The sequence below is a fragment of the Salinicola sp. V024 genome (assembly GCF_052645315.1).
In genome coordinates this window covers 13,896-39,516 of the sequence record NZ_JBQXYB010000011.1, presented here as the reverse complement: position 1 = coordinate 39,516, position 25,621 = coordinate 13,896, and the positions used below count along the sequence as shown (strand labels likewise).

23 protein-coding genes and 1 tRNA gene are annotated in these 25,621 nt (G+C 63.0%); 18 read left to right on the top strand and 6 right to left on the bottom strand.

The window, feature by feature from the left end:
• Nucleotides 1–28: 28 nt before the first annotated feature.
• Complete coding sequence (locus ACUN9V_RS15095) at nucleotides 29–1,483, top strand: SLC13 family permease (RefSeq protein WP_439282904.1); 1,455 nt, start codon at nucleotides 29–31, stop codon at nucleotides 1,481–1,483.
• Between the two features lie 107 nt (nucleotides 1,484–1,590).
• Here ACUN9V_RS15095 and ACUN9V_RS15090 read toward each other — a convergent pair.
• Nucleotides 1,591–1,667: transfer RNA gene (locus ACUN9V_RS15090), tRNA-Pro, on the bottom strand.
• A gap of 243 nt (nucleotides 1,668–1,910) precedes the next feature.
• On the opposite strand from ACUN9V_RS15090, the gene ACUN9V_RS15085 reads away from it, so the two are divergent.
• Together ACUN9V_RS15085 and ACUN9V_RS15080 are read left to right on the top strand one after the other, a co-directional pair.
• Nucleotides 1,911–2,279 (top strand): CidA/LrgA family protein, encoded by a 369-nt coding sequence (locus ACUN9V_RS15085; RefSeq protein ID WP_445512003.1) that lies wholly within the window; start codon nucleotides 1,911–1,913, stop codon nucleotides 2,277–2,279.
• Complete coding sequence (locus ACUN9V_RS15080) at nucleotides 2,276–3,004, top strand: LrgB family protein (protein ID WP_445512002.1); 729 nt, start codon at nucleotides 2,276–2,278, stop codon at nucleotides 3,002–3,004. The genes ACUN9V_RS15085 and ACUN9V_RS15080 overlap by 4 nt, the downstream gene beginning before the upstream one ends.
• A 91-nt stretch (nucleotides 3,005–3,095) precedes the next feature.
• Here ACUN9V_RS15080 and ACUN9V_RS15075 read toward each other — a convergent pair whose 3' ends face one another.
• Nucleotides 3,096–3,671 carry a KdsC family phosphatase gene (locus ACUN9V_RS15075; RefSeq protein ID WP_210403272.1) on the bottom strand — a complete coding sequence of 192 codons (576 nt, stop codon included), beginning with the start codon at nucleotides 3,669–3,671 and terminating at the stop codon, nucleotides 3,096–3,098.
• Nucleotides 3,671–4,516 (bottom strand): 3-deoxy-8-phosphooctulonate synthase, encoded by an 846-nt coding sequence (gene kdsA / locus ACUN9V_RS15070; RefSeq protein ID WP_110691750.1) that lies wholly within the window; start codon nucleotides 4,514–4,516, stop codon nucleotides 3,671–3,673. The genes ACUN9V_RS15075 and kdsA overlap by 1 nt, the downstream gene beginning before the upstream one ends.
• Before the next feature lie 159 nt (nucleotides 4,517–4,675).
• Between kdsA and ACUN9V_RS15065 the strand changes: the two genes are divergently transcribed.
• The 8 genes from ACUN9V_RS15065 to modC all read left to right on the top strand — a co-directional run bounded on the left by ACUN9V_RS15065 (nucleotide 4,676) and on the right by modC (nucleotide 11,915).
• A complete protein-coding gene (locus ACUN9V_RS15065) occupies nucleotides 4,676–6,055 on the top strand; it encodes a DNA-3-methyladenine glycosylase 2 family protein (RefSeq protein ID WP_445512001.1) in 1,380 nt (459 codons plus the stop codon).
• On the top strand, nucleotides 6,052–6,624 hold the full coding sequence (locus tag ACUN9V_RS15060) for a methylated-DNA--[protein]-cysteine S-methyltransferase (RefSeq protein ID WP_445512000.1): 573 nt from the start codon (nucleotides 6,052–6,054) through the stop codon (nucleotides 6,622–6,624). Before ACUN9V_RS15065 ends, ACUN9V_RS15060 begins: the two co-directional genes overlap by 4 nt.
• A gap of 94 nt (nucleotides 6,625–6,718) precedes the next feature.
• Nucleotides 6,719–7,114 (top strand): DUF2946 domain-containing protein, encoded by a 396-nt coding sequence (locus ACUN9V_RS15055; RefSeq protein ID WP_075563784.1) that lies wholly within the window; start codon nucleotides 6,719–6,721, stop codon nucleotides 7,112–7,114.
• Nucleotides 7,115–7,298: 184 nt separating this feature from the next.
• On the top strand, nucleotides 7,299–8,720 hold the full coding sequence (locus tag ACUN9V_RS15050; RefSeq protein WP_445511999.1) for a PepSY-associated TM helix domain-containing protein: 1,422 nt from the start codon (nucleotides 7,299–7,301) through the stop codon (nucleotides 8,718–8,720).
• A gap of 79 nt (nucleotides 8,721–8,799) precedes the next feature.
• On the top strand, nucleotides 8,800–9,183 hold the full coding sequence (locus tag ACUN9V_RS15045) for a winged helix-turn-helix domain-containing protein (protein ID WP_110691747.1): 384 nt from the start codon (nucleotides 8,800–8,802) through the stop codon (nucleotides 9,181–9,183).
• 90 nt (nucleotides 9,184–9,273) lie between these two features.
• Nucleotides 9,274–10,065: a molybdate ABC transporter substrate-binding protein gene (gene modA / locus ACUN9V_RS15040; RefSeq protein ID WP_445511998.1), complete on the top strand. Its 792-nt coding sequence runs from the start codon at nucleotides 9,274–9,276 to the stop codon at nucleotides 10,063–10,065.
• 12 nt (nucleotides 10,066–10,077) lie between these two features.
• Nucleotides 10,078–10,791 (top strand): molybdate ABC transporter permease subunit, encoded by a 714-nt coding sequence (gene modB, locus ACUN9V_RS15035; RefSeq protein ID WP_110691745.1) that lies wholly within the window; start codon nucleotides 10,078–10,080, stop codon nucleotides 10,789–10,791.
• Nucleotides 10,788–11,915: a molybdenum ABC transporter ATP-binding protein gene (gene modC, locus ACUN9V_RS15030; protein WP_445511997.1), complete on the top strand. Its 1,128-nt coding sequence runs from the start codon at nucleotides 10,788–10,790 to the stop codon at nucleotides 11,913–11,915. The genes modB and modC overlap by 4 nt, the downstream gene beginning before the upstream one ends.
• A gap of 385 nt (nucleotides 11,916–12,300) precedes the next feature.
• Here modC and ACUN9V_RS15025 read toward each other — a convergent pair whose 3' ends face one another.
• A complete protein-coding gene (locus tag ACUN9V_RS15025) occupies nucleotides 12,301–12,927 on the bottom strand; it encodes a TetR family transcriptional regulator C-terminal domain-containing protein (RefSeq protein ID WP_439282887.1) in 627 nt (208 codons plus the stop codon).
• A gap of 260 nt (nucleotides 12,928–13,187) precedes the next feature.
• On the opposite strand from ACUN9V_RS15025, the gene xdhA reads away from it, so the two are divergent.
• Genes xdhA through guaD form a run of 4 tightly spaced genes read left to right on the top strand, consistent with a single transcriptional unit; the run spans nucleotide 13,188 to nucleotide 19,543 of the window.
• Nucleotides 13,188–14,696, top strand: a complete 1,509-nt coding sequence (xdhA, locus tag ACUN9V_RS15020) for a xanthine dehydrogenase small subunit (RefSeq protein ID WP_445511996.1) — start codon at nucleotides 13,188–13,190, stop codon at nucleotides 14,694–14,696.
• Nucleotides 14,680–17,244, top strand: coding sequence for a xanthine dehydrogenase molybdopterin binding subunit (gene xdhB, locus ACUN9V_RS15015; protein WP_445511995.1), 2,565 nt, complete (start codon nucleotides 14,680–14,682; stop codon nucleotides 17,242–17,244). The genes xdhA and xdhB overlap by 17 nt, the downstream gene beginning before the upstream one ends.
• Nucleotides 17,241–18,215, top strand: a complete 975-nt coding sequence (xdhC, locus tag ACUN9V_RS15010; RefSeq protein ID WP_445511994.1) for a xanthine dehydrogenase accessory protein XdhC — start codon at nucleotides 17,241–17,243, stop codon at nucleotides 18,213–18,215. The genes xdhB and xdhC overlap by 4 nt, the downstream gene beginning before the upstream one ends.
• Nucleotides 18,212–19,543, top strand: a complete 1,332-nt coding sequence (gene guaD / locus ACUN9V_RS15005; protein ID WP_445511993.1) for a guanine deaminase — start codon at nucleotides 18,212–18,214, stop codon at nucleotides 19,541–19,543. Before xdhC ends, guaD begins: the two co-directional genes overlap by 4 nt.
• A gap of 12 nt (nucleotides 19,544–19,555) precedes the next feature.
• Here the strand turns inward: guaD and ACUN9V_RS15000 are convergent, their stop codons facing one another.
• Both ACUN9V_RS15000 and ACUN9V_RS14995 read right to left on the bottom strand, forming a co-directional pair.
• Entirely contained in the window at nucleotides 19,556–20,533 is a 978-nt protein-coding gene (locus ACUN9V_RS15000; protein WP_445511992.1) for a hydroxymethylglutaryl-CoA lyase, read from the bottom strand.
• Nucleotides 20,533–21,786 carry a CaiB/BaiF CoA transferase family protein gene (locus ACUN9V_RS14995; protein ID WP_445511991.1) on the bottom strand — a complete coding sequence of 418 codons (1,254 nt, stop codon included), beginning with the start codon at nucleotides 21,784–21,786 and terminating at the stop codon, nucleotides 20,533–20,535. The genes ACUN9V_RS15000 and ACUN9V_RS14995 overlap by 1 nt, the downstream gene beginning before the upstream one ends.
• Nucleotides 21,787–21,952: 166 nt before the next feature.
• On the opposite strand from ACUN9V_RS14995, the gene ACUN9V_RS14990 reads away from it, so the two are divergent.
• The 3 genes from ACUN9V_RS14990 to ACUN9V_RS14980 all read left to right on the top strand — a co-directional run bounded on the left by ACUN9V_RS14990 (nucleotide 21,953) and on the right by ACUN9V_RS14980 (nucleotide 25,573).
• Nucleotides 21,953–22,879, top strand: coding sequence for a LysR family transcriptional regulator (locus ACUN9V_RS14990; protein ID WP_445511990.1), 927 nt, complete (start codon nucleotides 21,953–21,955; stop codon nucleotides 22,877–22,879).
• A gap of 182 nt (nucleotides 22,880–23,061) precedes the next feature.
• The gene (locus tag ACUN9V_RS14985; RefSeq protein WP_445511989.1) at nucleotides 23,062–24,048 is read left to right on the top strand and encodes a Bug family tripartite tricarboxylate transporter substrate binding protein; all 987 of its coding nucleotides are present in this window, start codon (nucleotides 23,062–23,064) and stop codon (nucleotides 24,046–24,048) included.
• A gap of 148 nt (nucleotides 24,049–24,196) precedes the next feature.
• Nucleotides 24,197–25,573 carry a mechanosensitive ion channel family protein gene (locus ACUN9V_RS14980; protein WP_445511988.1) on the top strand — a complete coding sequence of 459 codons (1,377 nt, stop codon included), beginning with the start codon at nucleotides 24,197–24,199 and terminating at the stop codon, nucleotides 25,571–25,573.
• The last annotated feature ends 48 nt before the right edge of the window (nucleotides 25,574–25,621 follow it).

Below are 25,621 nucleotides of genomic sequence, written 5' to 3'. Positions count from 1 at the left end.
TCAAGCCACCCGAAAAGGAATTCACCTGATGGCGGAAGCTACAGATCAAGTGCCAAGCGCCCCGTCGATGGCCGCGCGCATCGGCCTCGTTCTCGGTCCGATCTGGATTATCCTGACACAGGTCTTGCCGGCACCAGCCGGCATGGAACCCGCCGCCTGGCACTGCGTCGGACTGGCGCTATTGCTGGCGACCTGGTGGGCGACCGAGGCCATACCGATCCCGGCGACCTCGCTACTTCCCATTCCGCTGGCACCCGCGCTCGGCATCGCCGAGCTCAAGGGTACTGCCGCCAGCTACGCCAACCCCACGATTTTCCTGTTCCTGGGCGGCTTCCTGCTGGGGATCGCCATGCAGCGCTGGAATCTGCATCGCCGTATCGCGCTGCGCATTCTCAACGTCGTCGGCCAGAAGCCCAAGCAACAAATTGCCGGTTTCATGCTGGCGACGGGCTTCATCAGCATGTGGGTTTCCAACACCGCGACCGCCATCATGATGCTGCCGATCGGCATGTCGGTGGTTTCCCTGTTCGCCAGCGCGGATTCCGGCGAGGTCAAACGCTACGCCACCGCCCTGCTGCTGGCCATCGCCTACTCCGCCAGCATCGGGGGTATCGCCACGCTGATCGGTACGCCGCCCAACGCCATTCTCGCGGGTTACCTGTCGAGCGAACAGAATATCGAACTGGGCTTCGCGCAATGGATGATCGTCGGGCTGCCGGTCAGCATCGCGATGATGGTTGTCGCCTGGTGGTGGCTAACCCGCGGCGGCTTCAAGTTGAAGCTCGACGACGGCAGCGGCAATGTCATCGGCGATGAGCTGGCTAAACTGGGCAAGCTCAGCGCCGCGGAAGCCCGTGTCGGCATCGTCTTTCTGCTGGCGGCCCTGGCCTGGGTAACTCGTCCGCTACTCAACGACTGGGGCGTCGAATGGCTTTCCGATACCTCTATCGCTCTGCTGGCCGGTGTCGCACTTTTCCTGATCCCCAGCGGCAATGAGCGCCATCGTCCGCTGTTGCTGTGGGAAGACGCCAGGGACCTGCCCTGGGGAATCCTGCTGCTGTTCGGTGGCGGCCTCGCTCTCGCCAGCACCATCAGCGGCTCCGGGCTCGCCGACTGGATCGCCAATCAGCTGAGCGTGTTTGGTGCGCTACCGTTGTTGCTGCTGATCGGGATCGTGGTACTGGTGATCATCTTCCTGACCGAACTGACATCCAACACCGCAACGGCCGCTGCCTTCCTGCCGCTGCTCGGCGCACTGGCCATGTCGCTGGGCGTCGATCCATTGCTGATTACCGTGCCGGCCGCCATCGCCGCCAGCTGTGCATTCATGATGCCGGTAGCCACACCCCCCAACGCCATCGTCTTCGCCACCGGACACATGAAGATCCAATCGATGATTCGAGCCGGGTTCCTGTTGAATATCGTGGGCACGGTACTGGTCACGTTGATCGGGATGGGCCTGATCGAACTGCTCTGGCTATGATTCGGATCGATCCACGACCTGCGGCCTAGCATCCCTATCGAAAGCGACTGAAAAGTCGACACAAAAAAAATGGCCATCAAACAATGTCTGATGGCCATTTTCATATTTGGTCGGAGCGACAGGATTCGAACCTGCGACCTCTGCAACCCCATTGCAGCGCGCTACCAAGCTGCGCCACGCTCCGGTTTCGATCAGTCGCCGAAGTTCGGTCCCTGCGAAACGCTGCGTATACTACCTTGCACCCCGAGAAATGGAAAGCGCTTCTTAAGGCTTTTTTTTCAATTGCTTGCGAAGGCATGCGGTTCCGCGCCCGGTCGATCCGGATACGGCTTCCCTATCGCTTTGATGATTTGCCCCGAGCCTCGTCTCCTGCTGGAGCCGCAGGTACAATCCATCAGCGCTAAGACCAAAGTCTAAGGATACTGCCATGGCACTGATCATCGGGATGAGCATTCTGCTCGGCTGCCAGTTTCTCGGCGAGATCATCAGCCGCGCCCTCGCGCTCCCCGTTCCCGGACCGGTTCTGGGCATGCTGATTCTGCTGATCGGTCTGATGATACGAGGCAGCGTTCCCGCCAGCCTGCGGATGCCGGGCGAAGGGTTGCTCAAGTATTTGACGCTGCTGTTCGTCCCCGCCGGCGTAGGGCTCATCCAGCATTTCGGTCTGATCAGCCGGGAATTCGGGATTCTGATCATCACGCTGATCGTATCGACATCGGTGACCCTTCTGGTGACCAGCCAGATTCTGCAGCGTATCGCCAGCAGAACCAAACCCTCTCGGGAAGGCAAGACATGAGCGGTTTGGGCCTTGCACAGGTCTGGGTCTACCTGTCCGCCAGTCCTCTGTTGCATCTATTCGCCACCCTGCTGGCTTTCATCGTGGCCACCAGGATCAACCGCTGGGCGGGCGGAACTCCGCTTCTGCATCCGGTCATCGTGGCCATCGCCCTGTTGATCGGATTCCTGCTTCTGACCGACACGGACTACGCCACTTATTTCGACGGCGCTCAGTTTCTGCACTTTCTACTCGGCCCGGCAACCGTTGCACTGGCCATTCCGCTCTACGATCATCGCGAACGCGTGCGTCGCATGCTATGGCCCATCGTTATCGGCACCCTGGCCGGCGTGGTGACCGCAGTGATTTCTGCCGTCGGCATCGCCATGGTTCTGGGGGCCGAGCCCGAAACGGTGCTGTCGCTGGCACCCAAATCGGTCACGTCTCCGATTGCGATGGGGATTGCCGAGAAAATCGGAGGGATTCCTTCGTTGACGGCCGGGCTGGTGCTGCTGACCGGCGTGGTGGGGTGCATCGTCGGGCCGTGGATTTTCCGACTGACCCGGATCACGGATCCCACCATCCAAGGCTACTCGATGGGGCTGGCAGCCCACGGCTTCGGCACGGCCTACTGTTTCGCCTCCATAGGCGCCGTGGCCGGCGCCTTTTCGGGATTGGCAATGGGCTTGTCCGGCCTGGTAACGGCCTTCGTGCTGCCGGCCATGGTTCATCTCTTCGGTTTCTGAGAGTCCGCCGTCAGGAGACGACGCCGGCTGACGACGGCTTCACGCCCTCTCACTGCCAGACCCTCGCACTACTGACCACCAACCGTGCGCACTACTGAACGATGCCATGCAGACCGTGACCGTCATCCAGCATGTGCGCGTACATGTCGGCCAGATCCAGCCCCCGCGCGAGCAGCAGGTCCTCGGCAATCTCGCGGGCGACGCCACGGCCGCCGTTGGTTTTCATCACGTGGTCGGCTGCGGCAAGAACCAGAGGATGCGCATCGGCCGGCGCGTAGGCCGCGGCGACTTCCCGCATCACCGGAATATCGATGATGTCGTCACCCGCGAAAGCGATACGATCCGCAGCAATGCCCTGCTCCTCGGCAATCTGACGAATGGCCTCGAGCTTGTGGCTGAAACCGATCTTGATCACGTCCATGCCCAGCTGTGTCGCTCGGGTGATCAAGGGTCGACTCGATTTGGCCGACAGTACACCGCTCTTGATACCGTGATGGCGCAGCAGGCCGACTGCGACGCCGTCGCGGACGTTGAACGGCTTGAGCGCTTCCCCTTCCGGCCCGATCAACAGCGTGCCATCCGTCAGCACCCCATCGACGTCGAACAGCACCAGCTCGACACGATCACGACGATCCGGGCGCGCCATCACTCGATCTCGGCTTGTCATCACTTGATCTCTAGCGGGGACAGACTCTTGACCAGATCATCGACCGCCTTGACCTGAGCCAAGAACGGCTCGAGCTTGTCCAGCGGCAATGCGCTAGGGCCATCGCAACGCGCATTGTCGGGGTCGGGATGCGCCTCCAGGAAAAGTCCGGCGATGCCCACGGCCATTCCGGCACGCGCGAGTTCCAGAACCTGCCGACGTCGACCGCCCGACGCTTCACTGGTCGGGTCGCGGCGCTGAAGACTGTGCGTCACGTCGAAGATCACCGGCGCGTTGCCGCTGACGTCCATCATTTCCCGGAAACCCAGCATGTCGACGACGAGATTGTCGTAACCGAAGCAGCTGCCGCGCTCGCACAGGATTACCTGCTCGTTACCGGCTTCGGCGCACTTGGCAACGATGTTCTTGACCTGGCCCGGGCTCAAGAACTGCGGCTTCTTTATATTGATCGGCTTGCCCGTCCTGGCCATGGCAACCACCAGATCGGTCTGGCGGGCCAGGAACGCCGGTAACTGAATCACGTCCGCGACATCGGCGACCGCCTGTGCCTGTTCTATCTCGTGCACGTCGGTGATCACCGGCACGTCGAATTCGCGCTTGACCGCCTCAAATATCTTCATCCCTTCATCGATCCCGACGCCCCGGAAGGAGTGAATCGAGGACCGATTGGCCTTGTCGAAAGAGGCCTTGAAGACAAAGGGAATGCCGAGTTTTCGCGTCACTTCGACGAAGGCTTCGCAGGCCTTCAACGTGCTGTCCAGATCCTCGAGCACGTTGACACCGCCGAACAGAGTAAACGGCGAATCATTGGCTACGGATAGCCCGCCTACCGATACGGATTTCATCGAGTTCCCTCATTTCGGCCCATAAAATACAACTTTTCACGTCCCGCCAGCTTAGCGAATTCGCTTCGCGGATGGGAGTATCATTGAGTGCCGGATCCGGCCAGCCAATCCGTGGTCAGGCGTTACAATGGCTCCGAGACGATGATCAGGACGCACGCCATGCTCGATCCCCGACAATGCCGAAGTGCACGCCTGGCCCGCGACGCCCGCTTCGACGGTCACTTCTTCATTGCCGTCAGCAGCACCGGGATCTTCTGTCGTCCCATCTGCCCGGCAACGCTCCCACAGGAACGCCACGTGCGCTACTTCGAGTCGGCGGTGGCAGCGTCCAGCGCAGGTTTCAGGCCGTGTCTACGCTGCCGACCGGACAGCGCCCCGGATTCTCCCGCATGGATGGGCACCAGAACCACGCTGACGCGAGCCACAAGCCTGATCGACGACGGCGCGCTGCAGAGCGGCAATATCACCACGCTCTGCGAGAGGCTGGGGATCGGTGAGCGCTATCTGCGCCAGCTTTTTCAACAGCGTTTCGGCGTATCGCCCAAGGCCTACTCCCTCTACCGCCAGTGTCTGTTCGCCAAGAAACTGCTTCACGAAACGACCCTGCCGGTAGCCGATATCGCCCATGCCAGCGGGTTCGCCAGCCTGCGCCGCTTCAACGACGCCTTCAAACGCCAGATGTCGCTGACGCCTTCCGCTATCCGACGCCGTCGTAGCCAACCCGGTGCCGCACTCAACCTGAAACTGGCCTACCGCCCGCCTTATGAGTGGGAACGGCTACGCCATTTCTACGCGCTTCATCTCATCGAAGGTCTGGAATGGGTAGGCAAAGGCTCGTTCGGCCGCACGATCCGCTACGGCACGACGACCGGTCACTTCGAGGCCGTACACGATCCCGAGCACCATCAGTTCGACGTGACGCTAGAGCTCAGCGAGCTAGGCGATCTCAACGCAATCGTTCGCCAGATCCGCCGCATGCTAGATCTGGATGCCGACACCCGCACCATCGAAGATCATCTGCGGCAGTCGGTCCCCGGGATGGCACTGGCCGAGGGCCTGCGTCTGCCGGGCGCATGGCACGTGTTCGAGGCCGGTATCCGCGCCGTCCTGGGGCAGCAGATTTCGATCGCCGCCGCCAACCGGCTGATCCAGCAATTGGTCGATCGGTTGGGTGAAGTCGACGGCCATGGCCACCGACGCTTTCCCACCGCCGAGACCATTGCCAAAAGCGATCTGAGTTTTCTCAAGTTGCCCGGCAGTCGCCGCGACACCGTTCGCCGGTTGGCAACTGCCTACGCCAGCGGGGAGATCGGGGATGATCCTCATCATTGGCTCTCGCTCAAGGGCATCGGGCCCTGGACGGCCAACGTGGTCGCCTTTCGCGGCAACGGCGATCCGGATGTCTGGCTGGACGGCGATGTTGGCGTGCGCCGCGCACTCGCCGCCATGGATGCATCAGTGCCGTCGCCGATCGACACCGCTGCCGCCTCGCCCTGGCGCAGCTATCTCACCCTGCAACTGTGGAATCAGATCCTATGAAACATTTCTCGCCCCTCGATGATCCACGCCTTCCGGCCCGCCATGAAGACTACGTCCAGATCTATCATCCGCCGGCGTCGATCCCGCTCGGTCCCATCGTGATACGCGCAACCGATCGCGGCCTGACCTGGCTGGCATTTTCGGCAAGCAGCGATATCACCGAGCACCCCAACGCCATTACCGAGCGCTGCGCAGAGCAGCTCGAAGCGTATTTCCGAGGTGAGCTGACCGCCTTCGATCTGCCTCTCGCACCACGTGGCACCGAGTTCCAGACTCGCGTTTGGCAGGCGCTTCAAGCCATTCCTTTCGGCCACACGCGGAGTTATCGCGACATCGCCGTCGCCGTCGATGCGCCGCTCGCGGTTCGGGCAGTCGGTGCCGCGAACGGACGCAACCCGCTGTCGTTGATCGTGCCCTGCCACCGGGTCATTGGCAGCAACGGCAAGCTGACCGGTTACGCCGGCGGCGTCGACAGAAAGCGCTGGCTGCTCGAGCACGAGCGAGCGAAAGTCGAGACCGTGTCGGCCCGACAGGACTTCACTTTGAGCGCAACTTGGGGTGCGACTTAGGGTGCGACATAACCCCACACCCGGCCAGACAGGATTGGCGACAAAACCGCCAACGGGTAGAGTCGCGGACTGACGATGGCGTCCTGGAACGGATATGACGCATTTCTGGCACCGCTGGTACCGCCCGCTGACCGCGCTTGCGCTGTTCGCCATGCTGATGGCGTTCACCGGGCCGTTGATCAGCCAGATGCAGCGGTTGATGGAGATGCCGACCGGCGGCATGACCGAGATGGCCCACCAGGGCGATGCCGGGTCTCACGGCCACGATCATCCCCGGGCAGTCGGTGATGCCCAGTTCGTCCACCACTTCGACATGGCCGCGTGCGGCTATTGTGAGCTCTTCCTGCATGCCCCGGGGATCGAACCACCTCGAGTGATGCCCCCGGTGACGCCGCCGCCAGCGGCTCGCCCACTGCTGGCGATCGAAACGTCGCCGTCCACTGCACCGGTCTACCCCCGCTACGCCTCGCGAGCACCGCCCCGAGCCTGAATCCACTCGTCTCTCATCGCCGCTGCCTGCCGTCTCGCGAGATAGAAATCTTCGCGACCGGATTCCCCGAGACTGCATTCTTCGAGATTGCAGTTTCGTGGGATGCATGGCCGGCGACGTTCCGTACGCGCTCGATGCTTCGGCATCCTGGCGCTGCATACTGGCTCAGGCTTGGAGTTCCACCATGGACACCGCTCCCCCGGCGGCCGATCGCCGCACGTCTTCCGCATGGGTCGCACTGATCATGCGCCTTCATTTTTACGTCGGCCTTTTCATCGGCCCTTTCCTGCTGGTAGCCGCGCTCTCCGGCATTGCCTACGCGCTGACCCCGCAGCTCGAGAATTGGCTCTATCATGACGCCCTGACTACGCAGAGCAGCGGCGAAGCGCAGCCACTGTCACGCCAGATCGAGGCTGCCCAGCACGCCCTCGGAGGCTCATCTCAAGCCCCCGAAGCCGGGATCGCTTCCCCGCCCGCGGCCGTTCGGCCCGCACCAGAAGCGGGGATGACGACACGGGTGATGTTCGGCGGCGATGACTACGGTGCTTCGGAACATCGCGCGCTGTTCGTCGACCCGGTGACGCTGGAGATCCGAGGCGACATGCCGGTCTACGGGACCAGCGGCGTATTACCGCTGCGCACCACCATCGATCAGTTCCATCGTAGCCTGCTGCTGGGCGATGTCGGCCGTCTCTACAGCGAGCTAGCTGCCTCCTGGCTGTGGATCGCCGCGCTGGGTGGCGGCTTTCTGTGGTGGCAGAGACGACGCGCCGTACGGCAGGCGAACGGACCGCAGCGCTTGCGCCAGCGTCATGCAACCCTGGGGGCCTTCGCGCTGATCGGGCTGCTGTTCTTCTCCGCCACGGGACTGACCTGGTCTCAGTGGGCCGGCGGTAACATCGCGCAGCTGCGCCATGCCTGGGGCTGGGGCACGCCCAGCGTCTCCACCGATCTGGCCGGGCATTCCGGCTCGGCGCAAAACGCCGATCCTCACGCCGCCCATCATGCCGCGAAGCAACACGCCGGGATGGACATGACCGACGAAACGGCACTGTCGCTGGACGACTTTGACCAAGCCCTGCATGCAGCCAGAGCCGCCGGCATCGATGCCGACAAGATCGAGATCGTGCCGCCGGATTCGCCGCAGAAGGCCTGGCAGATTCGCGAGATCGGCCGGGAATGGCCGACCCAGGTCGATCAGGTCGCACTGGACCCGCAGACCTTTGCCGTTACCGATCGAACCGACTTTGCCACCTTCCCGCTGGCCGCCAAGCTGACCCGGTGGGGGATCGATCTGCACATGGGGGTACTGTTCGGACTGGCCAATCAGTTGGTGCTGGTCGCCTTCGCTGCGAGCCTCGCGACACTGATCTGCTGGGGCTACGTGATGTGGTGGCGTCGGCGAGCCACGGCTTCCCGCGACACGCAGACGCTGACCGCGCTCTTCCGGCGCATGGGACGACGGTCCCAGATCTGCACCATTCTCATCGCGCTGGCCTGCGGCTACGCGCTGCCGGTAATGGGAGCCAGCCTGGCGTTGTTCGTGATCGTGGACTGGCTGCGCTGGCGATTCGGCACCTACCGCGAAGTCGCGCAGACGGCGTGAACCATGGGCCCAAGGCGAGCGTCTGTGTTAAAACGAGCCCGTGTTAATATGAGGACCTCGCCACCACCATGATGCCGCCATGACCCGAACGCACCACCCGTCGCCGCGATTTCAACTTCGTCTGGTCGTCGACAAGGAGATCGTGATCGGTCCCGGCAAGATCGAGCTGCTGGAGGCGATCGGGCGGCATGGCTCGATCGCCGCGGCGTGCCGGGAAATGGGATTGAGCTACAAGAAGGCCTGGCAGCTTCTCGAGACCATGAATCGCCATCTCGCTGCGCCGGTGATCGATACCGTCACCGGCGGTACCCAGCGCGGTGGCGCCACGCTGACCGCTCATGGCCACGCGCTCATCGAGGAGTACCACCGGCTAATGGCCGATCTGGCCTGCAATCGCCACGGCGAAGCGCTGCTGAATCATCTCTCCCCCCGGCCTCCGGCCGAAGAAAACGGCGCCGACTGATAACCAGCCCTCGTTTTTTCTGTCGACCAATGCATCGCCGGCGTCTATAGTGATTTCCCGTTATTTCCATTCAGACATAGCGAGAAACCCATGACTTCTCCGGCTCATCGAATTCAGCGCCACTGGCTGGCAGCACTCTTTTTCCTCCCGGTTGCGGCCCATGCCGGCGATTCTGGAGCACAGGTCCAGGTCTATGCCGCTGCCTCGATGACCAATGCCATGGACGACGCAATTGACGCTTATGAAGCCGATCATGACGTCGATATCGTCCCGGTCTACGCGTCATCGTCGACGCTGGCGCGCCAGATCGCCAGCGGCGCGCCGGCCGACATCTATATCTCCGCCAATGAACAGTGGATGGACTGGCTCGACGACCAGCACGTAACGCTCGGCGAGCGCGTGGACCTGCTCCGGAACCGGCTGGTGTTGATCGCGCCGGCGCAAAGCGACATCGCGGACTTCACGCCCGGCGGCGACACCTCGATCGCGTCGCAGCTCGAAGACGGCCAACGCCTATCGGTGGGCGAGACCAGTCATGTGCCGGCCGGCATCTACGCCAAGGAGGCGCTGCAGTCGATCGGCGAATGGGATGCGCTGGAATCGCGCCTCGCCAACGGCGACAATGTGCGCGCTGCCATGGCGCTGGTCGAACGTAGCGAAGCGCCGCTGGGTATCGTCTACGAAACCGACGCCAAAGCCAGTGACCGGGTCAAGGAGGTCGGCGTTTTCCCCGACGACAGTCACGATCCGATCACCTATCCCCTCGCCGTGGTCGACCCGCAGCCGAGCGATGCGACCCAAGCGTTTCGGCAATGGTTGGCCGGCGATGATGCGCTCTCGATCTTTTCCCGCTACGGGTTCACCCCTGCGAACGCCGACTGAGTCACAATCCTGATGTTATTCGAGTCGATAGCGCTCTCCGATGCCGAATGGCAGGCCATTACCCTCAGCCTGAAGATCGCTGGCAGTGCGGTCGGCTGGATTCTGCTTCCCGGCATCGCCGTCGCCTGGCTACTGGCGCGCCACGAGTTTCGCGGCAAGGCCCTGCTCGACGGCCTGCTTCATCTGCCGCTGGTGCTGCCGCCGGTCGTGGTGGGCTATCTGCTGCTGCTATCGTTGGGACGCAACGGCTGGCTGGGCCAGTGGCTCTATCAAGGCTTCGGCCTGTCGCTGCCCTTTACCTGGCAGGGCGCCGCGATTGCCGGCGGCGTGATGGCGTTTCCGCTGCTGGTTCGCGCCGTGCGGCTCTCGCTCGAAGCGGTCGACCCCAAACTGGAAGCGGCCGCCGGGACGCTGGGCGCCAATCGCTGGCGCGTACTGTTCACGATCACGCTGCCACTGGCGATACCGGGACTGCTGACCGGGACGGTGCTGGCGTTCGCCCGGGCGCTGTCGGAATTCGGCGCCACCATCACCTTTGCCTCGAACATTCCCGGTGAAACGCGCACCCTGCCGTTAGCGCTCTACACGTTGATCCAGACACCCGGCAAGGAAGCCGCCGCGGCGCGCCTGTGCGTGCTGTCGATCGTGATCGCCATGCTCTCACTGATGGCGTCGGAATGGCTGGCTCGCCGGGCCCGGCAGCGTCTCGAGGAGCGTGATCGATGAACGATGTTTCGCATCATCACACCGACCGTACGAGCGACGACAGCAACGCCCTGGCCTGCCGCGTGTACAAGCGCTTGGGAGATTTCGATCTGGATGTCTCGCTCGCCGTGCCTGCCAGCGGGGTGACCGCGCTGTTCGGCCAGTCCGGCAGCGGCAAGACCAGTCTGTTGCGATTGATTGCCGGTCTCGACCGCCCGGATGGCGGATACGTCCGGCTCGGCGAGCGTACGCTGAGCGATATCCAGCAGGAGATTCATGTACCGATTCATCGACGCCAGCTGGGCATCGTGTTTCAGGAAGCGCGACTGTTTCCGCACTACCGCGTTCGCGGCAACCTGACCTATGGCATGCCGCCGGCCGCTCGCTCGCGCTTCGACGATCTCGTGACGCTGCTGGGTATCGAATCACTTCTGGAACGTTTACCGGGGACGCTGTCCGGCGGCGAGGCCCGTCGCGTTGCCATCGGTCGCGCCCTGCTGACTCAGCCACGAATGTTGCTGATGGACGAGCCCCTGACCGGGCTGGATGGCGAGCGCAAGCAGGAACTGCTGCGTTATCTCGTACGGCTGACCCGGGAGATCGACATCCCCGTGCTCTACGTCAGCCACGACACCGCGGAAATCGTCGCGATCGCCGACCATCTCGCGCTGATCGAACAGGGGCGGCTGTCAGCTCATGGACCACTGGACGAGCTGATGATGCGGCTCGACCTCACCGATCGGCTGGGCGGCTTCGATGCCACCACGCGGCTGAGCGCCAAAGTCGTCGATCACGATCACCGCTATTCGCTGACACGGGTCACACTCGATGACGGCCAGACGCTACGCATCCCCGCGGTCGACCAGCCTCCCGGCACGTCGATACGTCTCAGCGTCGGCGTCCGTGATGTGGCTCTGGCGCATGCCATGCCCCAGGGCACCAGCTATCGCAATGGTCTCGACACCACCATCGAGGCGATAGAGCCATCGCCGCAAGAACCCAGCGCCAACGAAGTCCGACTGATTTTCGGCCGCCAGCGGCTTCGCGCCCGACTCACTCGTCAGGCTTGTGACGAAATGCAACTCGAAGTGGGCGATTCCATCGTCGCGCTGATCCGAAGCGTCGCGTTCGACTCCCGATTATAGTCTACAAAACAATGACTTGAAGAAAGCTAGCAAGCGAACAAACAAACAGGCGTATCACTTTGTAAATTAACGATTTTTAGCGAGTTTCCGGTTCGCTTTGTCGATCCCGAGTCGGCTACACTGGCAACGGCAGGATGCCGCTGCGGCAAGGAGGCACCTTCACGGATGATACGCACTCGCAAGGAGCGCGTTCAGGGATCGACAGCAGTGCAACAGGACGTTGCCGGCCCTCAAGGTTGAGACTCGACAGGAAGTCGAGCGCGAAGGGATTCGCATCCGAGTTTGAATCAGTGGTTATTATCTTCGCTCTTCTGCCCCCCGCCGTTTTCTACCCGATTCCCAATCGATAGCCTTCGTCCCCTGCCAATACCGATCGACGGTTTCGCTAGCGCGCCCCGCACCCCTTGATGATGACCTGACAGAGGAAGTCACTGGCCGACTGGAAGTCCTCTTCTCCAAGCTCGTTGCGAGGCGTAATGCCAACGATCTGGGTTTCGAAGTCCGCGTAATGCTGGGTCGCCGACCAGATCAGGAATATCAGCCAGACGGGATCCACCGGATCCATCAGCCCGCGCTCCGCCCACTGACGGAAAACCCGGGTGCGAGCGTCCATCCATTCCCGCATCTCGTCGAAGAGCGATTCCTTCAGAAACGGCGCTCCCTGAAGTATCTCGTTGGCAAAAAGCCGTGAACTCTGGGGATGGGTCTGACTCAGCCGCATCTTGCTGCGAATGAAGGCCTCGAGCACTTCTGCCGGGGAATCATCGACATCGATATCGCTCAACATCTCGTTCCACCGCCACATCGTGCGTTCCAGCAGCGTGACGTAGAGCCGTCGCTTGCTGCCGACGTAATAGAGAACGTTCGACTTGGGAATGCCGGCCGCCGCCGCGATCGCCTGGATGCTGGCGCCACGGTAACCGTGCCGGGCGAAGATGGTTTCCGCAGCCTCGAAAATGCGCTGCTCGTTACGCTCCCGAGCCGTGGTTTCGGGAAGATCGTGATTATCCACCTGAGCTCCTTGCACACATCTATCTGCAAACATCTATCAAAATGAAATCGCCCGCCCCGGGACGCGCCCTAGTGGTCCACGGTGCCGATGCTATGCTGAATTGGGTGGGTTGTCTGCCGGCGGGTCGGTTCAAACGCTGGTAGAGAGCACTTGCCATCGCGGCTGGAATCGAAGACGCTGTTCAAAGTTGACCGATCGGTCAGGATTTTGACGAACCGCTTTCTCGCATTGACCAAAACAATGATAACGACGGGTCCCCGATGATCGAATTCTTTCTCAACGGCCAATCCCAACGCGTGGCCGTCACCCCCGACACCAGCGTGCTGGAACTGTTACGGGGTCCGCTCGGCCAGTGTGGTACCAAGGAGGGCTGTGCCTCCGGCGACTGCGGTGCCTGCACCGTGGCGATCGCTCATCCCCAAGACGGCCATCCCCAAGACGGCCATCCCAAAGGCGCCCCCCGAGCACTCGCCTATCGCACGGCCAACGCCTGCATCACGCCGGCGCACCAGCTTCAGGGCGCGCACCTGATCACCGTCGAAGGTCTCGCCCGAGGTGACGCGCTGCATCCGGCGCAGGCCTCGATGGTGGCGTGCCATGGCAGCCAGTGCGGCTTCTGTACGCCCGGCATCGTGATGTCACTGTTCGCCCTGCACGAGCAGCAGCGCAAGACGCCGGGTGCAGCACTGGATCCTCACCGACTCGAAGCCAGCCTGGGCGGCAATCTCTGCCGTTGTACCGGCTATCGCCCGATTCGGGATGCCGCCTCGAGCATGGTCGACCGCGCCGACGTTCGGCCGCCCTGGGCCGATGATCCGGCGCTGGAGAACCAGATTCGCGCGCTGACTCGCCAACCCGCAGAAGCCGATGACGACTCGTCGACTCCCGGCTATCAGACCCCGGCCACGCTGGCCGAACTCATCGCCACGATGCAACGCCATCCCGAGGCGCCGCTGGTGGCCGGTGCAACAGACCTGTGGCTCGACGTGACCCAGCGCCTTGAGCGGTTGGATACGCTGATCGATCTGCGTCAGGTACGGGAACTGCGCCAGATAGAGGAAGACGCCAACGGCTGGTGGATCGGTGCGGCGGTTACCTATCGCGAATGGGAGCCGCTGCTGGCCGAGCACTATCCGGCGTTCGCGCATCTGCTGACCCGGCTGGGCTCGGACCAGATTCGCAACCGCGCTACCGTGGGCGGCAATATCGCCAATGCGTCGCCGATCGGCGATACCCCGCCGGTGCTGCTGACGCTGGATGCCAGGCTGCGTCTGGCCGGCCCTGAGGGTATCCGCGAATTGCCGCTCGAATCGTTCTTCCTCGATTACAAGAAGACGGCGCTCGAGCCCGGCGAGTGTGTTGCCGCCATCTATCTGCCCCAACCCCGGGCCGATCACGAGCTGCGGGTATGGAAACTCTCCAAACGCCGTGAGGACGATATTTCGACACTGCTGGGCGCTTTTCGCTGGCGATTGAGGGACGGCGTTCTCGCGGACGTCCGCGTCGCCTACGGCGGCATGGCGGCGACTCCATTGCGGCTCCAGGCCGTCGAGGCGGCACTGGAAGGCCAGGCGCCCGGCGAAGAAGCCTTCGAAATCGCCAAAAAGGCGCTGCGCGATTCACTCACGCCCATGAGCGATGCCCGTGGCTCCGCTGATTACCGCCTTATCGCCGCGGTCAATCTGCTCGAACGCTGGCGGCTGACGCTGGCTCGGGCCGACTCGAACGTTCCGACGCCGGAGGTGGCTCTCGATGCGTACGCTCACTAAACGGCTGTTCAACTCTTCACGTGCCACGACCGTAACGGCTAGGTCCGAGTCCGAAACCGCAGCGCCACGGAAAGATACCGAGGCGTCGCTGGAAGCGCAGATCGAATCCGAGTTATCGGAGCCGGACCGGGAGACCGGCCGCCTCGAAGGCGACGAGCCGGTGGCCCGTGACACCGTCACGCCGCGCCCATCAGCCACGGCCAACAAGCACGCCCAGGCTCATGAAAGTGGTACCCAGCATGTCACCGGTCGCGCCCGCTATATCGATGATCTGCCAGCGCCTCACGGCACGCTGCACGCCATGGTCGGTCTGAGTCAGATCGCTCATGGGCGGGTGACGCGACTCGATCTCGACGCGGTACGCGAGATGCCCGGCGTCGTCGACGTCATCGCGGCGCAGCATATTCCCGGGCATCGCGATATCGGCCCGGTGTTCCCGGGCGATCCGATGTTCGCCGACGAGACAGTGAGTTATGTCGGGCAACCGCTGTTTGCCGTGGCCGCCACCAGCTATGCCGAAGCACGCCGCGCCGTCCGGGCGGCTGTCGTCGAAATCGAGCCGCTGCCGCCCCGTTTCGATCCGGTTGCCGCCGCCGAGGCCGGCGAATTCGTGCGGCCGACGCACGTGCAGGTCAGCGGCGATTGGCAGCAGGCGTTGACGGACGCGCCCCACGTGCTCGAGGCCGAGCAGTTCGTCGGCGGTCAGGAACATTTCTACCTCGAAGGCCAGGCCTGCCTCGTCGTGCCCAGCGAAGATGAAGGCGTCACCGTCTACACTTCCAACCAGCATCCCAGCGAGACCCAGAAACTGGTCGCCGAGGTGCTGGATATCCCGTTCCACGCGGTGACGGTGGAGAATCGCCGCATGGGCGGCGGCTTCGGCGGCAAGGAGACTCAGGCCGCGCCCTGGGCGTGCATGGCGGCGCTGCTGGCCCGCCGCACGGGACGCGCGATACGCCTGCGTCTGCCGCGGGCCGACGACACCCGCGCTACCGGCAAACGCCACCCGTTCCACAATCGTTACCGTCTGGGCTTCGACAGTGACGGCGTGATCGTCGGCGGCGATATCACCCTGATCGGCGATTGCGGCCATTCGCCGGATCTGTCCGAAGCGGTGGTCGATCGCGCCATGTTCCACGCCGACAACGCCTACTCGCTGGGCGCGGCACGCGTGACCGGCCATCGTGCCCGTACCCACACCGCCTCGAATACCGCCTTCCGCGGCTTCGGCGGACCCCAGGGCATGATGATCGTCGAACGGGCGATGGACGATATCGCCCGCCATGTCGGCCAGGATCCACTGACCGTACGCAAGCGAAATCTCTACCGCGAAGGACGTGACACCACCCACTATGGCCAGCACGTCGACCAGCATCCGCTGATGGTGGAGATCATCGAACGACTGGAGCGCAGCAGCGACTACTGGCAACGGCGCGACACGATTCGTGAATTCAACCGCAAAAGTAGCGTGATCAAGCGTGGCCTGACGCTGACGCCGGTCAAGTTCGGCATCTCGTTCACTGCCAAGCATCTCAATCAGGCCGGTGCCCTGCTTCACGTCTATACCGACGGCAGCGTGATGATCAATCACGGCGGAACCGAAATGGGCCAGGGTCTGCATACCAAGGTGTGTCAGGTCGTCGCCCGGGAGCTCGGTATCGATTTCGACTCGGTGAGAATCAGCGCCACCCGCACCGACAAGGTCCCCAACACCTCGCCCACCGCGGCCTCCAGCGGCGCGGATCTCAACGGCATGGCCGCACGCGATGCCGCTACCCAGATCCGCCAGCGCCTGCTCGATTTCGCCGCCGAGCACTATCAGTTCGACCGCGAAGGGCTGCATCTCGAAAACGGCAAGCTCGTCACCGACACCGGCGCGTCGACGGCCGTGGTGTCATGGGGAGAACTGATCCAGGCCGCCTATCTCGGCCGGGTCTCGCTGTCGGCGACCGGCTTCTATTCCACCCCGCTGATTCACTACGATCGCGACAGCGGGCAGGGGCGGCCGTTCTACTATTTCGCTTACGGCGCATCGGTCAGCGAGGTCAGTGTCGATACCCTGAGCGGCGAGTACCGCGTCGAGCGCGTCGACATCCTTCACGACGTCGGCGATTCGCTCAATCCGGCGATCGACCTGGGTCAGGTCGAAGGCGGCTTCATTCAGGGCATGGGCTGGCTGACCAGCGAAGAGTTGAAGTGGAACGACGACGGCCGTCTGCTGACCGATGGCCCCGCCACCTACAAGATCCCGACGTTCGGTGACCTGCCACCGATCTTCAACGTCGAACTGCTCGAAGGCCATCCCAACTCCCAGGCTAGTATCTATCGCTCCAAGGCCGTGGGCGAACCGCCGTTCATGCTGGGCATCTCGGTGTGGTCGGCGCTGCGCGACGCGCTGGCGAGCCTCACCGATTATCGCGTCAGCCCGCCGCTGGATACCCCGGCCACGCCGGAGCGCGTATTGATGGCCGCCGAAGCGCTGCGCTCCCAAAAGCCGAGCGCCCAAAAGCCGGAAGCCGAAAACTCGAACACCGGAGCGACACCATGAGCGCTGGCGACTCGCCCGAGACGCGGGGCTCTCTCGAAGCCCTGGACCAGCACGAAACCTGGCACGCCGCGCTGCATCGACTGCAGGAAAGCGCGGCGCCCCACGCCCTGGCTAGCGTGGTCGGCGCCGCCGGCTCGACCCCGCGCGAGCCCGGCGCCAAGCTGGTCGTTACCCCGACGGAGGTCATCGACACCCTGGGCGGGGGCCACTTCGAACAGCAGGTGATCGAGGCCGCTCGCCGGCATCTCAAGGCAACGCCCGTGGCGGCAGGCACCTATCTCGAAGCGTTTCCGCTGGGCGGTCGCTCCGGTCAGTGCTGTGGCGGCTTCGTCCACGTGCTGATCGAAGTCTTCGCCGGTGCCGAAAGTCATCTGACGCTGTTCGGCGCCGGGCATGTCGGCCAGGCGCTGGTGGAACTTCTGGCGCCATTACCTTGGCGCATCGACTGGTACGATAGCCGCGCCGAGGCGTTTCCGCTGCAAAACGGCCACGACGGTTATCCTGCTCGCATTCGGCCGATGGAGCTGACCCCGGACGCCGAAGGGATCGACCGCGCCGTGGCGGCGATTCCGCCCGCCAGCCATGTACTGGTGATGACCCATGATCACGCCCAGGATCGTGCGCTGATCGCGGCACTACTATCTCGAACAAACTCGAGCCAAGAGGCATGGCGATCCATCGGCATGATCGGCTCGCGAAGCAAATGGGCCAGCTTTCGCTCGCGCCTGGCCGCCGCCGGGTTCGACGATACCGCGCTGGCCCGGGTTCGCTGCCCCATCGGCCTGGGTTCGACGGTCAACAAACGTCCGCAGGAAATCGCGATCAGCGTTGCCGCCGAGCTGCTGGCCCAGCAACGACCGTCGAGCAAACCGGCCCAGCGCGGCATTTCCCCGGAAACCTGGCGTGATACCTTCTCCGCTTTCGAACCGCTCGAGAGCGCCCCATTCGTCAAAGATCCTGCTAGAGAATGACCATGAACACTCACCAACGTCTGCTGCGCGGCCCGCTTTTCACCTGCCTCGACGATCCCGGCGAGGAAGCGACGCCGCTGGCCGCCACCACGCGCTATCTCGAGGATGGCGCGATCTGGATCGTCGACGGGCATATCCGTGCTGTCGAGCCTTTCGAGGTACTCGCCGACCAACTGCCGCCCGGTATCGAGATCGTCGACTACCGCGACAAATTGATGATGCCCGGCTTCATCGATAGCCACGTCCATTACGTCCAGCTCGAGATCATGGCGTCCTACGGTCGCGAGCTGCTCGACTGGCTCAACGATTACACCTTCCCGGCCGAATGCCGGTTCGCTGATGCCGCTTATGCCGAGGCCGGCGCCGAGCGATTCCTCGACGAGATGCTGCGCGTCGGCACCACCACCGCCCAGGTGTTCTGCTCTTCGCATCCGGTGTCGGTCGACAGCTTCTTCAGTGCCGCTCAGCGCCGTCAGCTTCGCATTATTGCCGGCAAGGTGCTGATGGATCGTCACGCGCCGGACGCCCTGACCGACGATACGCTGGGTGGCGTGCGTGACAGCGAACGTCTGATCGCCGACTGGCACGGCCGCGACCGCTTGAGCTATACGCTGACGCCACGTTTCGCACCGACCTCCACCCGCGAGCAGCTCGACGCCGTGGGGGGCGTGCTGAACAACGCCCCCGATCTCTATCTACAGACCCATCTATCGGAGAATCGCGGCGAGGTGGCCTGGGTCGCGGAACTGTTTCCGGAAAGCCGGGACTATCTGGACGTCTACGAGCGCTATGGCCTGGTCGGGCCGCGCAGTACTTTCGCCCATGGCATCCATCTGAATGACGATCAGCGCCGCCGCCTGGCTCAGCGTGGCGCCAATATCGCCTTCTGCCCGACCTCGAATCTGTTTCTGGGTAGCGGACTGATGGATCGGCTGGCGTGTCGTGATGCGGGTCTTACGACATCGCTTGCCAGCGACGTCGGTGCGGGAACCACACTATCCGGTCTCGGCACCTTACAAGGCGCCTATCAGGTCGGCGCACTGCTCGGTCAGGCGCTGACCGGCTGGCAGGGGTTCTACCGCCTCACGCTAGGTAACGCGCGGGCGCTCCATCTGGCTGACAAGATCGGCAGCCTGCAGGCCGGGTTCGAGGCGGATATCGTCGTGCTCGACCCGGACGCGACGCCATTGATGTCACGCCGGCTTTCCCAGACGGAGACGCTCTCGGAGCGCCTGTTCGCGATGATGATGCTGGGCGACGATCGCACCGTGGCGGCGACTTGGGCCAACGGTCGTCTGGTTCACGAGCGCGATGCGGTAGCGGCATGACACCGGACGAGATCAGCCGCCAGCCGCTTCCGGTAATGGATATCGCCGATCCGAGGTACCGGCCTTGACCACCTGCCCCGGCACCTCATGGCCGATCATCGCCGGCAGCAGCTCGGCGGCCGCCATCAGACGCTCGAGATCCACGCCGGTGTCCACGCCCATCTGCTCGAACATGTGCACCAGGTCCTCGGTGCAGACGTTACCGGTGGCGCCCGGCGCGTAAGGGCAGCCGCCCAATCCACCGAGCGAGGCATCGAAGCGGGTGACGCCGTTCTGCCACGCCACCAGCGCATTGGCCAGCCCCATGCCGCGCGTGTTGTGAAAGTGGAGCGTCAACGGCAGCCACGCCCAGCGGCTCAACGTTTCACGACACAGGTCGGCAACCTGGCGCGGGTTGGCCATGCCGGTGGTGTCGCAAAGCGAAATTCCCTGAACGCCCAGTGCCAGCAGTTTTTCGGTAATCCCGAGCACCCGCTTGAAGGGCACGTCACCCTCGAAGGGGCAGCCGAATGCCGTCGAGATCGAGGCGTTGACGAAGACGTTGCTGCCTTTGGTGATCTCGAGAATGTTGGCGAAGCGTTCGAGCGACTGTTCGGCCGTCATGCGCAGATTGGCACGACCATGACTATCGCTGGCCGACAGCACCAGATTGATCTCGTCGACGCCGCAGGCCAACGCACGTTCGGCACCCTTCTCGTTGGGCACCAGCACGACGTAGTCGACTCCGGGTACACGCTCGATCCCCCGCATCACCTCTTCGGCATCGCGCAGGCTGGGAATCGCCTTGGGCGAGGTAAACGACGTCGCCTCGATCTTGGCCAGGCCAGTGCGGGAGAGCGCATCGATCAGCCGAATTTTCTCTTCCGTCGGCACGAATCGCGATTCGATCTGGAGACCGTCTCGTGGCGCCACATCGTTGATGGTAATGCGAGGCTGCGTGTTCGTCCGGATCATCGAATCAGGCATCGAACCAGGCATCAAATCGGTCATCAGATCACTCCTCTTTCACGCATCTTGGCCTGGGTCTCGCGGTCGATGCCCAGTTCGTCGAGCACATCCTGCGTGTGCTGACCCAACGCCGGTCCGCCCCCGTCGATGCGACCCGGCGTCCGGCTCAGCTTGGGCAGTACGCCCGGCACCTTGAGCGTTTCGCCATTTCCCAGCTGGATGGTCTCGATCATCTCCCTAGCTAAATAGTGCGGATCGGCCACGATGTCCTTCGCGGTATAGGGATAACCGACCGGCACGTGCGCGCTCTCCAGCACGTCGAGCACGTAATCGCGCCGGTGCTGCCGGGTCCAGTCAGCGATGGCGCCGTCGATCAGCTCGGCGTGACGACTGCGGCCGTCGTTATGCGCGAAGCGCGGATCGTCGGCGAGATCCTGACGGCCGATCGCCGTCATCAGGCGCTTGAAGATACTGTCGCCATTGCCGGCGATCAGCACGTATTCCTCGCCCTGACCCTGACCCTCACCCTCGGCCTCGGCCGACGCACAGAGATAGGCATTGGAGGGCGTGATCCCCGGCAAGGCGCTGCCGCTGGGTTCGCGGATCACTTCGGCGCCGTCGTACTCGGGAATCAGACTCTCCATCATCGCGAATACCGATTCGTAGAGCGCGACATCGATGTACTGGCCCCGGCCGCTGCGATGACGCTCCTGCAGCGCCAGCAAAGCGCCGATCACGCCGTACAGCGCCGACAGCGAATCACCGATGCTGATCCCCACACGCACCGACGGCTGCCCGGCATGGCCCGAGAGATAACGCAGCCCGCCCATCGCCTCGCCGATCACGCCGAATCCCGGACGGTCGCGATAAGGGCCGGTCTGGCCATAACCGGAGATGCGCACCATGATCAGGCCCGGGTTGCGCTCGCTCAGCGCCTCCCAACCCAGCCCCCACTTCTCCAGCGTGCCGGGACGAAAGTTCTCGATCACGATGTCCGCCTCATCGACGAGTCGCCGCACGATCTCCTGGCCCTCCTCGGAGCGCAGATCGAGCGCCAGCGAACGCTTGTTGCGGGTCTGGACGTGCCACCACAGTGACGTGTCATCCTTGAGCACACGCCACTTGCGCAGCGGATCCCCCGTTCCCGGCGGCTCGATCTTGATCACGTCCGCACCGAACTCGCCCAGCAGCTTACTGGCGAAAGGGCCGGCAATCAGCTGACCCAGTTCCACCACCTTGAGTCCCGCTAGCGCCTGCGCATTGTCGTTGACTGCCATGTCGTTGCTGGCCGCCATGTCGATCTCCTTTATCACTTCATATCCACTACTCATCCAGCAGACCTCGCCCGACCAAGATTGACTCAGTCAGCAACGCGCAACAATTAGGCGATCGTCAAGCTAGGCTTCGCCGATCGCGAACGCTAGAGTGAGGCGATCATTGCCGCACGCAGGCGCCATCGCCATGAAACGACTCGACTTCACGACGCTCAAGCTGTTCGTTGCCATCGCCGACTCGCGAAGCCTGACCCGCGCCGCCGAGCGCGAGCATCTGGCACTGGCGGCCGTCAGTAAACGAATCAGCGACCTCGAGACCCAGTTATCGACGACGCTACTCTACCGCCGTCCTCGCGGCGTCGAATTGACGCCCGCCGGCCATGCGCTTCTGCATCATGCCCGACACATGCTCGACAGCCTGGACCATCTCAATGCCGATCTCAGCGAGTACAGCGTGGGCATCCGGGGGCACGTGCGCCTGCATGCGAATACCTCGGCGGTGATCGAGTTTCTCCCCGATGACCTCAGCGACTTTACCTGGCGCTACCCGCAGATTCGCATCGACATGCAGGAGCGCCTGAGCCACGAGATCATCGCGGCGGTGCGCGACGGCCTGACCGACATCGGCATCTTTTCGGGACATACCCCCGCCGAGGGACTACTGATTCGCCCTTACCGAAGGGATCGGCTGGTACTGGTTACCGCGCGAGATCACCCGCTGGCCAGTCGGACGAGTCTGGCGTTTGCCGACACGATGGATTACGACTTCATCGGCCTGGAGCAGGACTCTTCACTTCAGGCGCTGCTACACCAGGACGCTCAGCGCCTGGCGCGGCCGCTAAGAATGCGCATTCAGGTGCGCAGCTTCGAAGGCATCTGCCGGATGATCGACCGTGGCATGGGGATCGGGATTCTTCCCGCCCGCGCCGTTGCGGCCTATCGCGAAAGTCTGTCGCTGGCGACGATTCCGTTGGTCGATGCCTGGGCGGAACGCGAGCTGGTCATTGGCGTGCGCGACCTGGAGGCGCTGCCCCTGATCGCCCGCCAGATGGTCGAGCATCTGGCCGGTGTCAGTACGCGAGACGCTGAACCCCCTGGCGATTCGAGATCGTGAAGGTTACGACCAAGGTGCAAATCCTTCGGAAACCGCGAAGGGTCGCTTGTTCAAATAACAATTTTGTCTCCTGACGCCGCTCGCTACAGTCTTCATCGACCACGGCCTTCATCGACCACGGCTCTGGGCCAGTTGCTCTTTGCCGAGCGATATAGACCGATAACAAGACGAAGGAGCACGCCATGATTCGATCCACCCTGATCACTTTCATTGCCGGAGGCCTACTCTGGGGTGCAGCCAGTACCTCCCAGGCTTTCGAACAGACCGGAAAGATCGACTGTATCGCTCCGGCCAATCCGGGCGGCGGCTGGGATTTCACCTGTCGCTCCGTCGGACGCGTTCTCGCCGATCTCGGACTGGTCGACGGCAACGTCCAGACCATCAACATGCCGGGTGCCAGCGGCGGCGTCGGTTTCTCCCACGTGGTGCAGAAGCGCGCCGGCCAGGAGAACGTGATCGTTGCCGCCAGCACCGTGACCACCACCGGTCTGGCTCGCGGTCAGTTTCCGGGCATGGATGCCAGCATGGTCAACTGGATCGGCACGCTGGGCGCCGACTACGGTGTGATTGCCGTCGCCGCGGACTCTCCCTATCAATCGCTGCCCGAGGTGATGAAGGCGCTCAAGAAGGATCCTCGTGCGGTGAGCTTTACCGGCGGCACCGCCACCGGCGGCTGGGATCATCTGAAGCTGCTGATGGCCGCCGACGAGGCCGGGGTGGACGATCTGGCGCGCATTGCCTATCTGGGATACAACGGCGGCGGCGAAGCGGTGACACAGACGCTGGGCGGTCACGTCGACGCCTTCACCGGTGATATTTCGGAAGTGATCAGCTTTATCGAGTCCGGTGACCTGCGGCCATTGGCGATCCTTTCCGAAGAACGGTTGCCCGGTAAGCTGCACGAATGGCCGACGGCGCGGGAACAGGGGATCGATACCGTCGCCCCCAACTGGCGTGGCTTCTATATACCGGCGGATGTCTCCGACGACGCCTACGACTGGTGGGTCGATACCATCGATACCCTGTACTCCAGCGACGAGTGGAAAGGCGTAATGTCTCAGAACGGTCTGATGCCCTTCGAGATGCATGGCCAGGCCTTCACGACGTTCGTCAACGACCAGATCGCTCAGATCACTGATATCTCGCGCCAGATTGGCCTTTCCCAGTAACCGGGACATCCCGCTGGACGCGCTCGCTCGAGCTCCGAGCGAGCGCGTTTTCCATTTGCGGCGATCAGAGAAATGCAATTTGCGACGAAAGTCGTAGCCAAAGCGCCTAAGCTGGAATGAGTCGACAACATCAATAACAGGCTCATCCATGAACGAATCCGTCCTCAATGCGACGTTCATCAACACCCTCATCGCAAGCTGGCTCGATGCGCTGCCGTTCTGGATCACGGCGGCAGCCATTATCGGCGCGACCGTCGTTGCCCACGCGCTGCTCAAATATATTCACTTCCGCTTGCGGCGGCTCGATGATGGCCGCCTGCACCTGCTCGGCACGACGGCAAAAGCGGTACATCCGCCGTTAGTGGGCGTGCTGTGGATCTATGGATTATTCGGCGCCGGCTACTTCCTGATTCCCGATGAAGTCGAGGGCCACTCGTTGATCATGACCGTGGCGCATTTCGGCGCCGCGCTGCTTGGCGTCTGGCTACTGATCCGCCTGGCTCGGCGGCTGGTCAACACCATGGACCGTTGGGGCGATTCGCGTACTTCGATACTTGAGCGCTTCCTGGTGCCGTTCATGGCGCGCTGCCTGGCCGCGCTGATTCCTATCCTCGTGCTGTTCTCCCTCTTTCCGATTTTCATCACCTCGGTCAGTCTCGATGCGGCGCTGCACGATCTCACCAGTCTGATTCTGATCGGCGTCATCGCCGGGGTGCTGATTCACGGCGTGAATATCAGCGAGCGCGCGCTGAGCGAGCGCTACAAATTCGACGACGAAGATGCCATCGCGCGCAAGGTCCATACCCAGATCACGGTGCTGCGCAAGCTGATCAATTTCGTGATCATCATCCTGGCGCTCGCCTCGATGCTGATGGTGTTCGACAAGGTTCGTCAGCTGGGTGCCAGCATTCTGGCCTCGGCGGGGATATTGGGCGTGGTGCTCGGCTTTTCGGCACAGAAGGTGCTGGGCAACCTGATCGCCGGCATCCAGATCGCACTAACCCAGCCGATCCAGTTGAATGACTCCGTCATCGTCGAGAACGAATGGGGCTGGGTAGAAGAACTGACGCTGACCTACGCCGTCGTGCGCACCTGGGACTGGCGGAGAGTCGTACTGCCGATCACCTATTTCGTCGACCATCCGTTCGAGAACTGGACTCGGCGCGACAAGGATCTCATCGGCGTGGTCATTCTCTACGCCGACTATCACCTGCCGATGGCGCCGCTACGCGCCGAGTGCCAGCGAATCGCCGAGGCGTCGCCGTTCTGGACGGGCCGGGTCTGCAAGGTGCAATTGCTGGAGATGACCGAGCGCAACAAGCAACTGCGCGTGCTGGTCAGCAGTAGCGGCGGCCCCAATACCTTCGATCTACGCTGCGAGATCCGTGAAGGTCTGATCGACTTCATCTGCCGGAATTATCCTGAGCACCTGCCGACCGTTCGCCTGGATATGCCACAACGCGACGGCGGCAATGCGCCGCAACCACCGCTATCGGATTCGGACGCTTCGCTGGTGAGGGGCTAGGCACAGAGCGACACCCTGGGCGATATTCTGAGCAATGCGCAGGGCGTC

Excerpts from the sequence above, each read along its gene's own strand:
- ACUN9V_RS15065 (WP_445512001.1), top strand. The coding sequence starts at position 4,676 with ATGCTCGATCCCCGACAATGCCGAAGTGCACGCCTGGCCCGCGACGCC.
- ACUN9V_RS15045 (WP_110691747.1), top strand. The coding sequence starts at position 8,800 with ATGACCCGAACGCACCACCCGTCGCCGCGATTTCAACTTCGTCTGGTC.
- xdhB (WP_445511995.1), top strand. The coding sequence starts at position 14,680 with ATGCGTACGCTCACTAAACGGCTGTTCAACTCTTCACGTGCCACGACC.
- ACUN9V_RS15050 (WP_445511999.1), top strand. The coding sequence starts at position 7,299 with ATGGACACCGCTCCCCCGGCGGCCGATCGCCGCACGTCTTCCGCATGG.
- xdhC (WP_445511994.1), top strand. The coding sequence starts at position 17,241 with ATGAGCGCTGGCGACTCGCCCGAGACGCGGGGCTCTCTCGAAGCCCTG.
- ACUN9V_RS14980 (WP_445511988.1), top strand. The coding sequence starts at position 24,197 with ATGAACGAATCCGTCCTCAATGCGACGTTCATCAACACCCTCATCGCA.
- ACUN9V_RS15085 (WP_445512003.1), top strand. The coding sequence starts at position 1,911 with ATGGCACTGATCATCGGGATGAGCATTCTGCTCGGCTGCCAGTTTCTC.
- ACUN9V_RS14985 (WP_445511989.1), top strand. The coding sequence starts at position 23,062 with ATGATTCGATCCACCCTGATCACTTTCATTGCCGGAGGCCTACTCTGG.
- ACUN9V_RS15080 (WP_445512002.1), top strand. The coding sequence starts at position 2,276 with ATGAGCGGTTTGGGCCTTGCACAGGTCTGGGTCTACCTGTCCGCCAGT.
- ACUN9V_RS15000 (WP_445511992.1), bottom strand. The coding sequence starts at position 20,533 with ATGACCGATTTGATGCCTGGTTCGATGCCTGATTCGATGATCCGGACG.
- kdsA (WP_110691750.1), bottom strand. The coding sequence starts at position 4,516 with ATGAAATCCGTATCGGTAGGCGGGCTATCCGTAGCCAATGATTCGCCG.
- modB (WP_110691745.1), top strand. The coding sequence starts at position 10,078 with ATGTTATTCGAGTCGATAGCGCTCTCCGATGCCGAATGGCAGGCCATT.
- ACUN9V_RS14995 (WP_445511991.1), bottom strand. The coding sequence starts at position 21,786 with ATGGCGGCCAGCAACGACATGGCAGTCAACGACAATGCGCAGGCGCTA.
- ACUN9V_RS15060 (WP_445512000.1), top strand. The coding sequence starts at position 6,052 with ATGAAACATTTCTCGCCCCTCGATGATCCACGCCTTCCGGCCCGCCAT.
- modA (WP_445511998.1), top strand. The coding sequence starts at position 9,274 with ATGACTTCTCCGGCTCATCGAATTCAGCGCCACTGGCTGGCAGCACTC.
- ACUN9V_RS15075 (WP_210403272.1), bottom strand. The coding sequence starts at position 3,671 with ATGACAAGCCGAGATCGAGTGATGGCGCGCCCGGATCGTCGTGATCGT.
- ACUN9V_RS14990 (WP_445511990.1), top strand. The coding sequence starts at position 21,953 with ATGAAACGACTCGACTTCACGACGCTCAAGCTGTTCGTTGCCATCGCC.
- xdhA (WP_445511996.1), top strand. The coding sequence starts at position 13,188 with ATGATCGAATTCTTTCTCAACGGCCAATCCCAACGCGTGGCCGTCACC.
- ACUN9V_RS15055 (WP_075563784.1), top strand. The coding sequence starts at position 6,719 with ATGACGCATTTCTGGCACCGCTGGTACCGCCCGCTGACCGCGCTTGCG.
- guaD (WP_445511993.1), top strand. The coding sequence starts at position 18,212 with ATGACCATGAACACTCACCAACGTCTGCTGCGCGGCCCGCTTTTCACC.
- modC (WP_445511997.1), top strand. The coding sequence starts at position 10,788 with ATGAACGATGTTTCGCATCATCACACCGACCGTACGAGCGACGACAGC.
- ACUN9V_RS15095 (WP_439282904.1), top strand. The coding sequence starts at position 29 with ATGGCGGAAGCTACAGATCAAGTGCCAAGCGCCCCGTCGATGGCCGCG.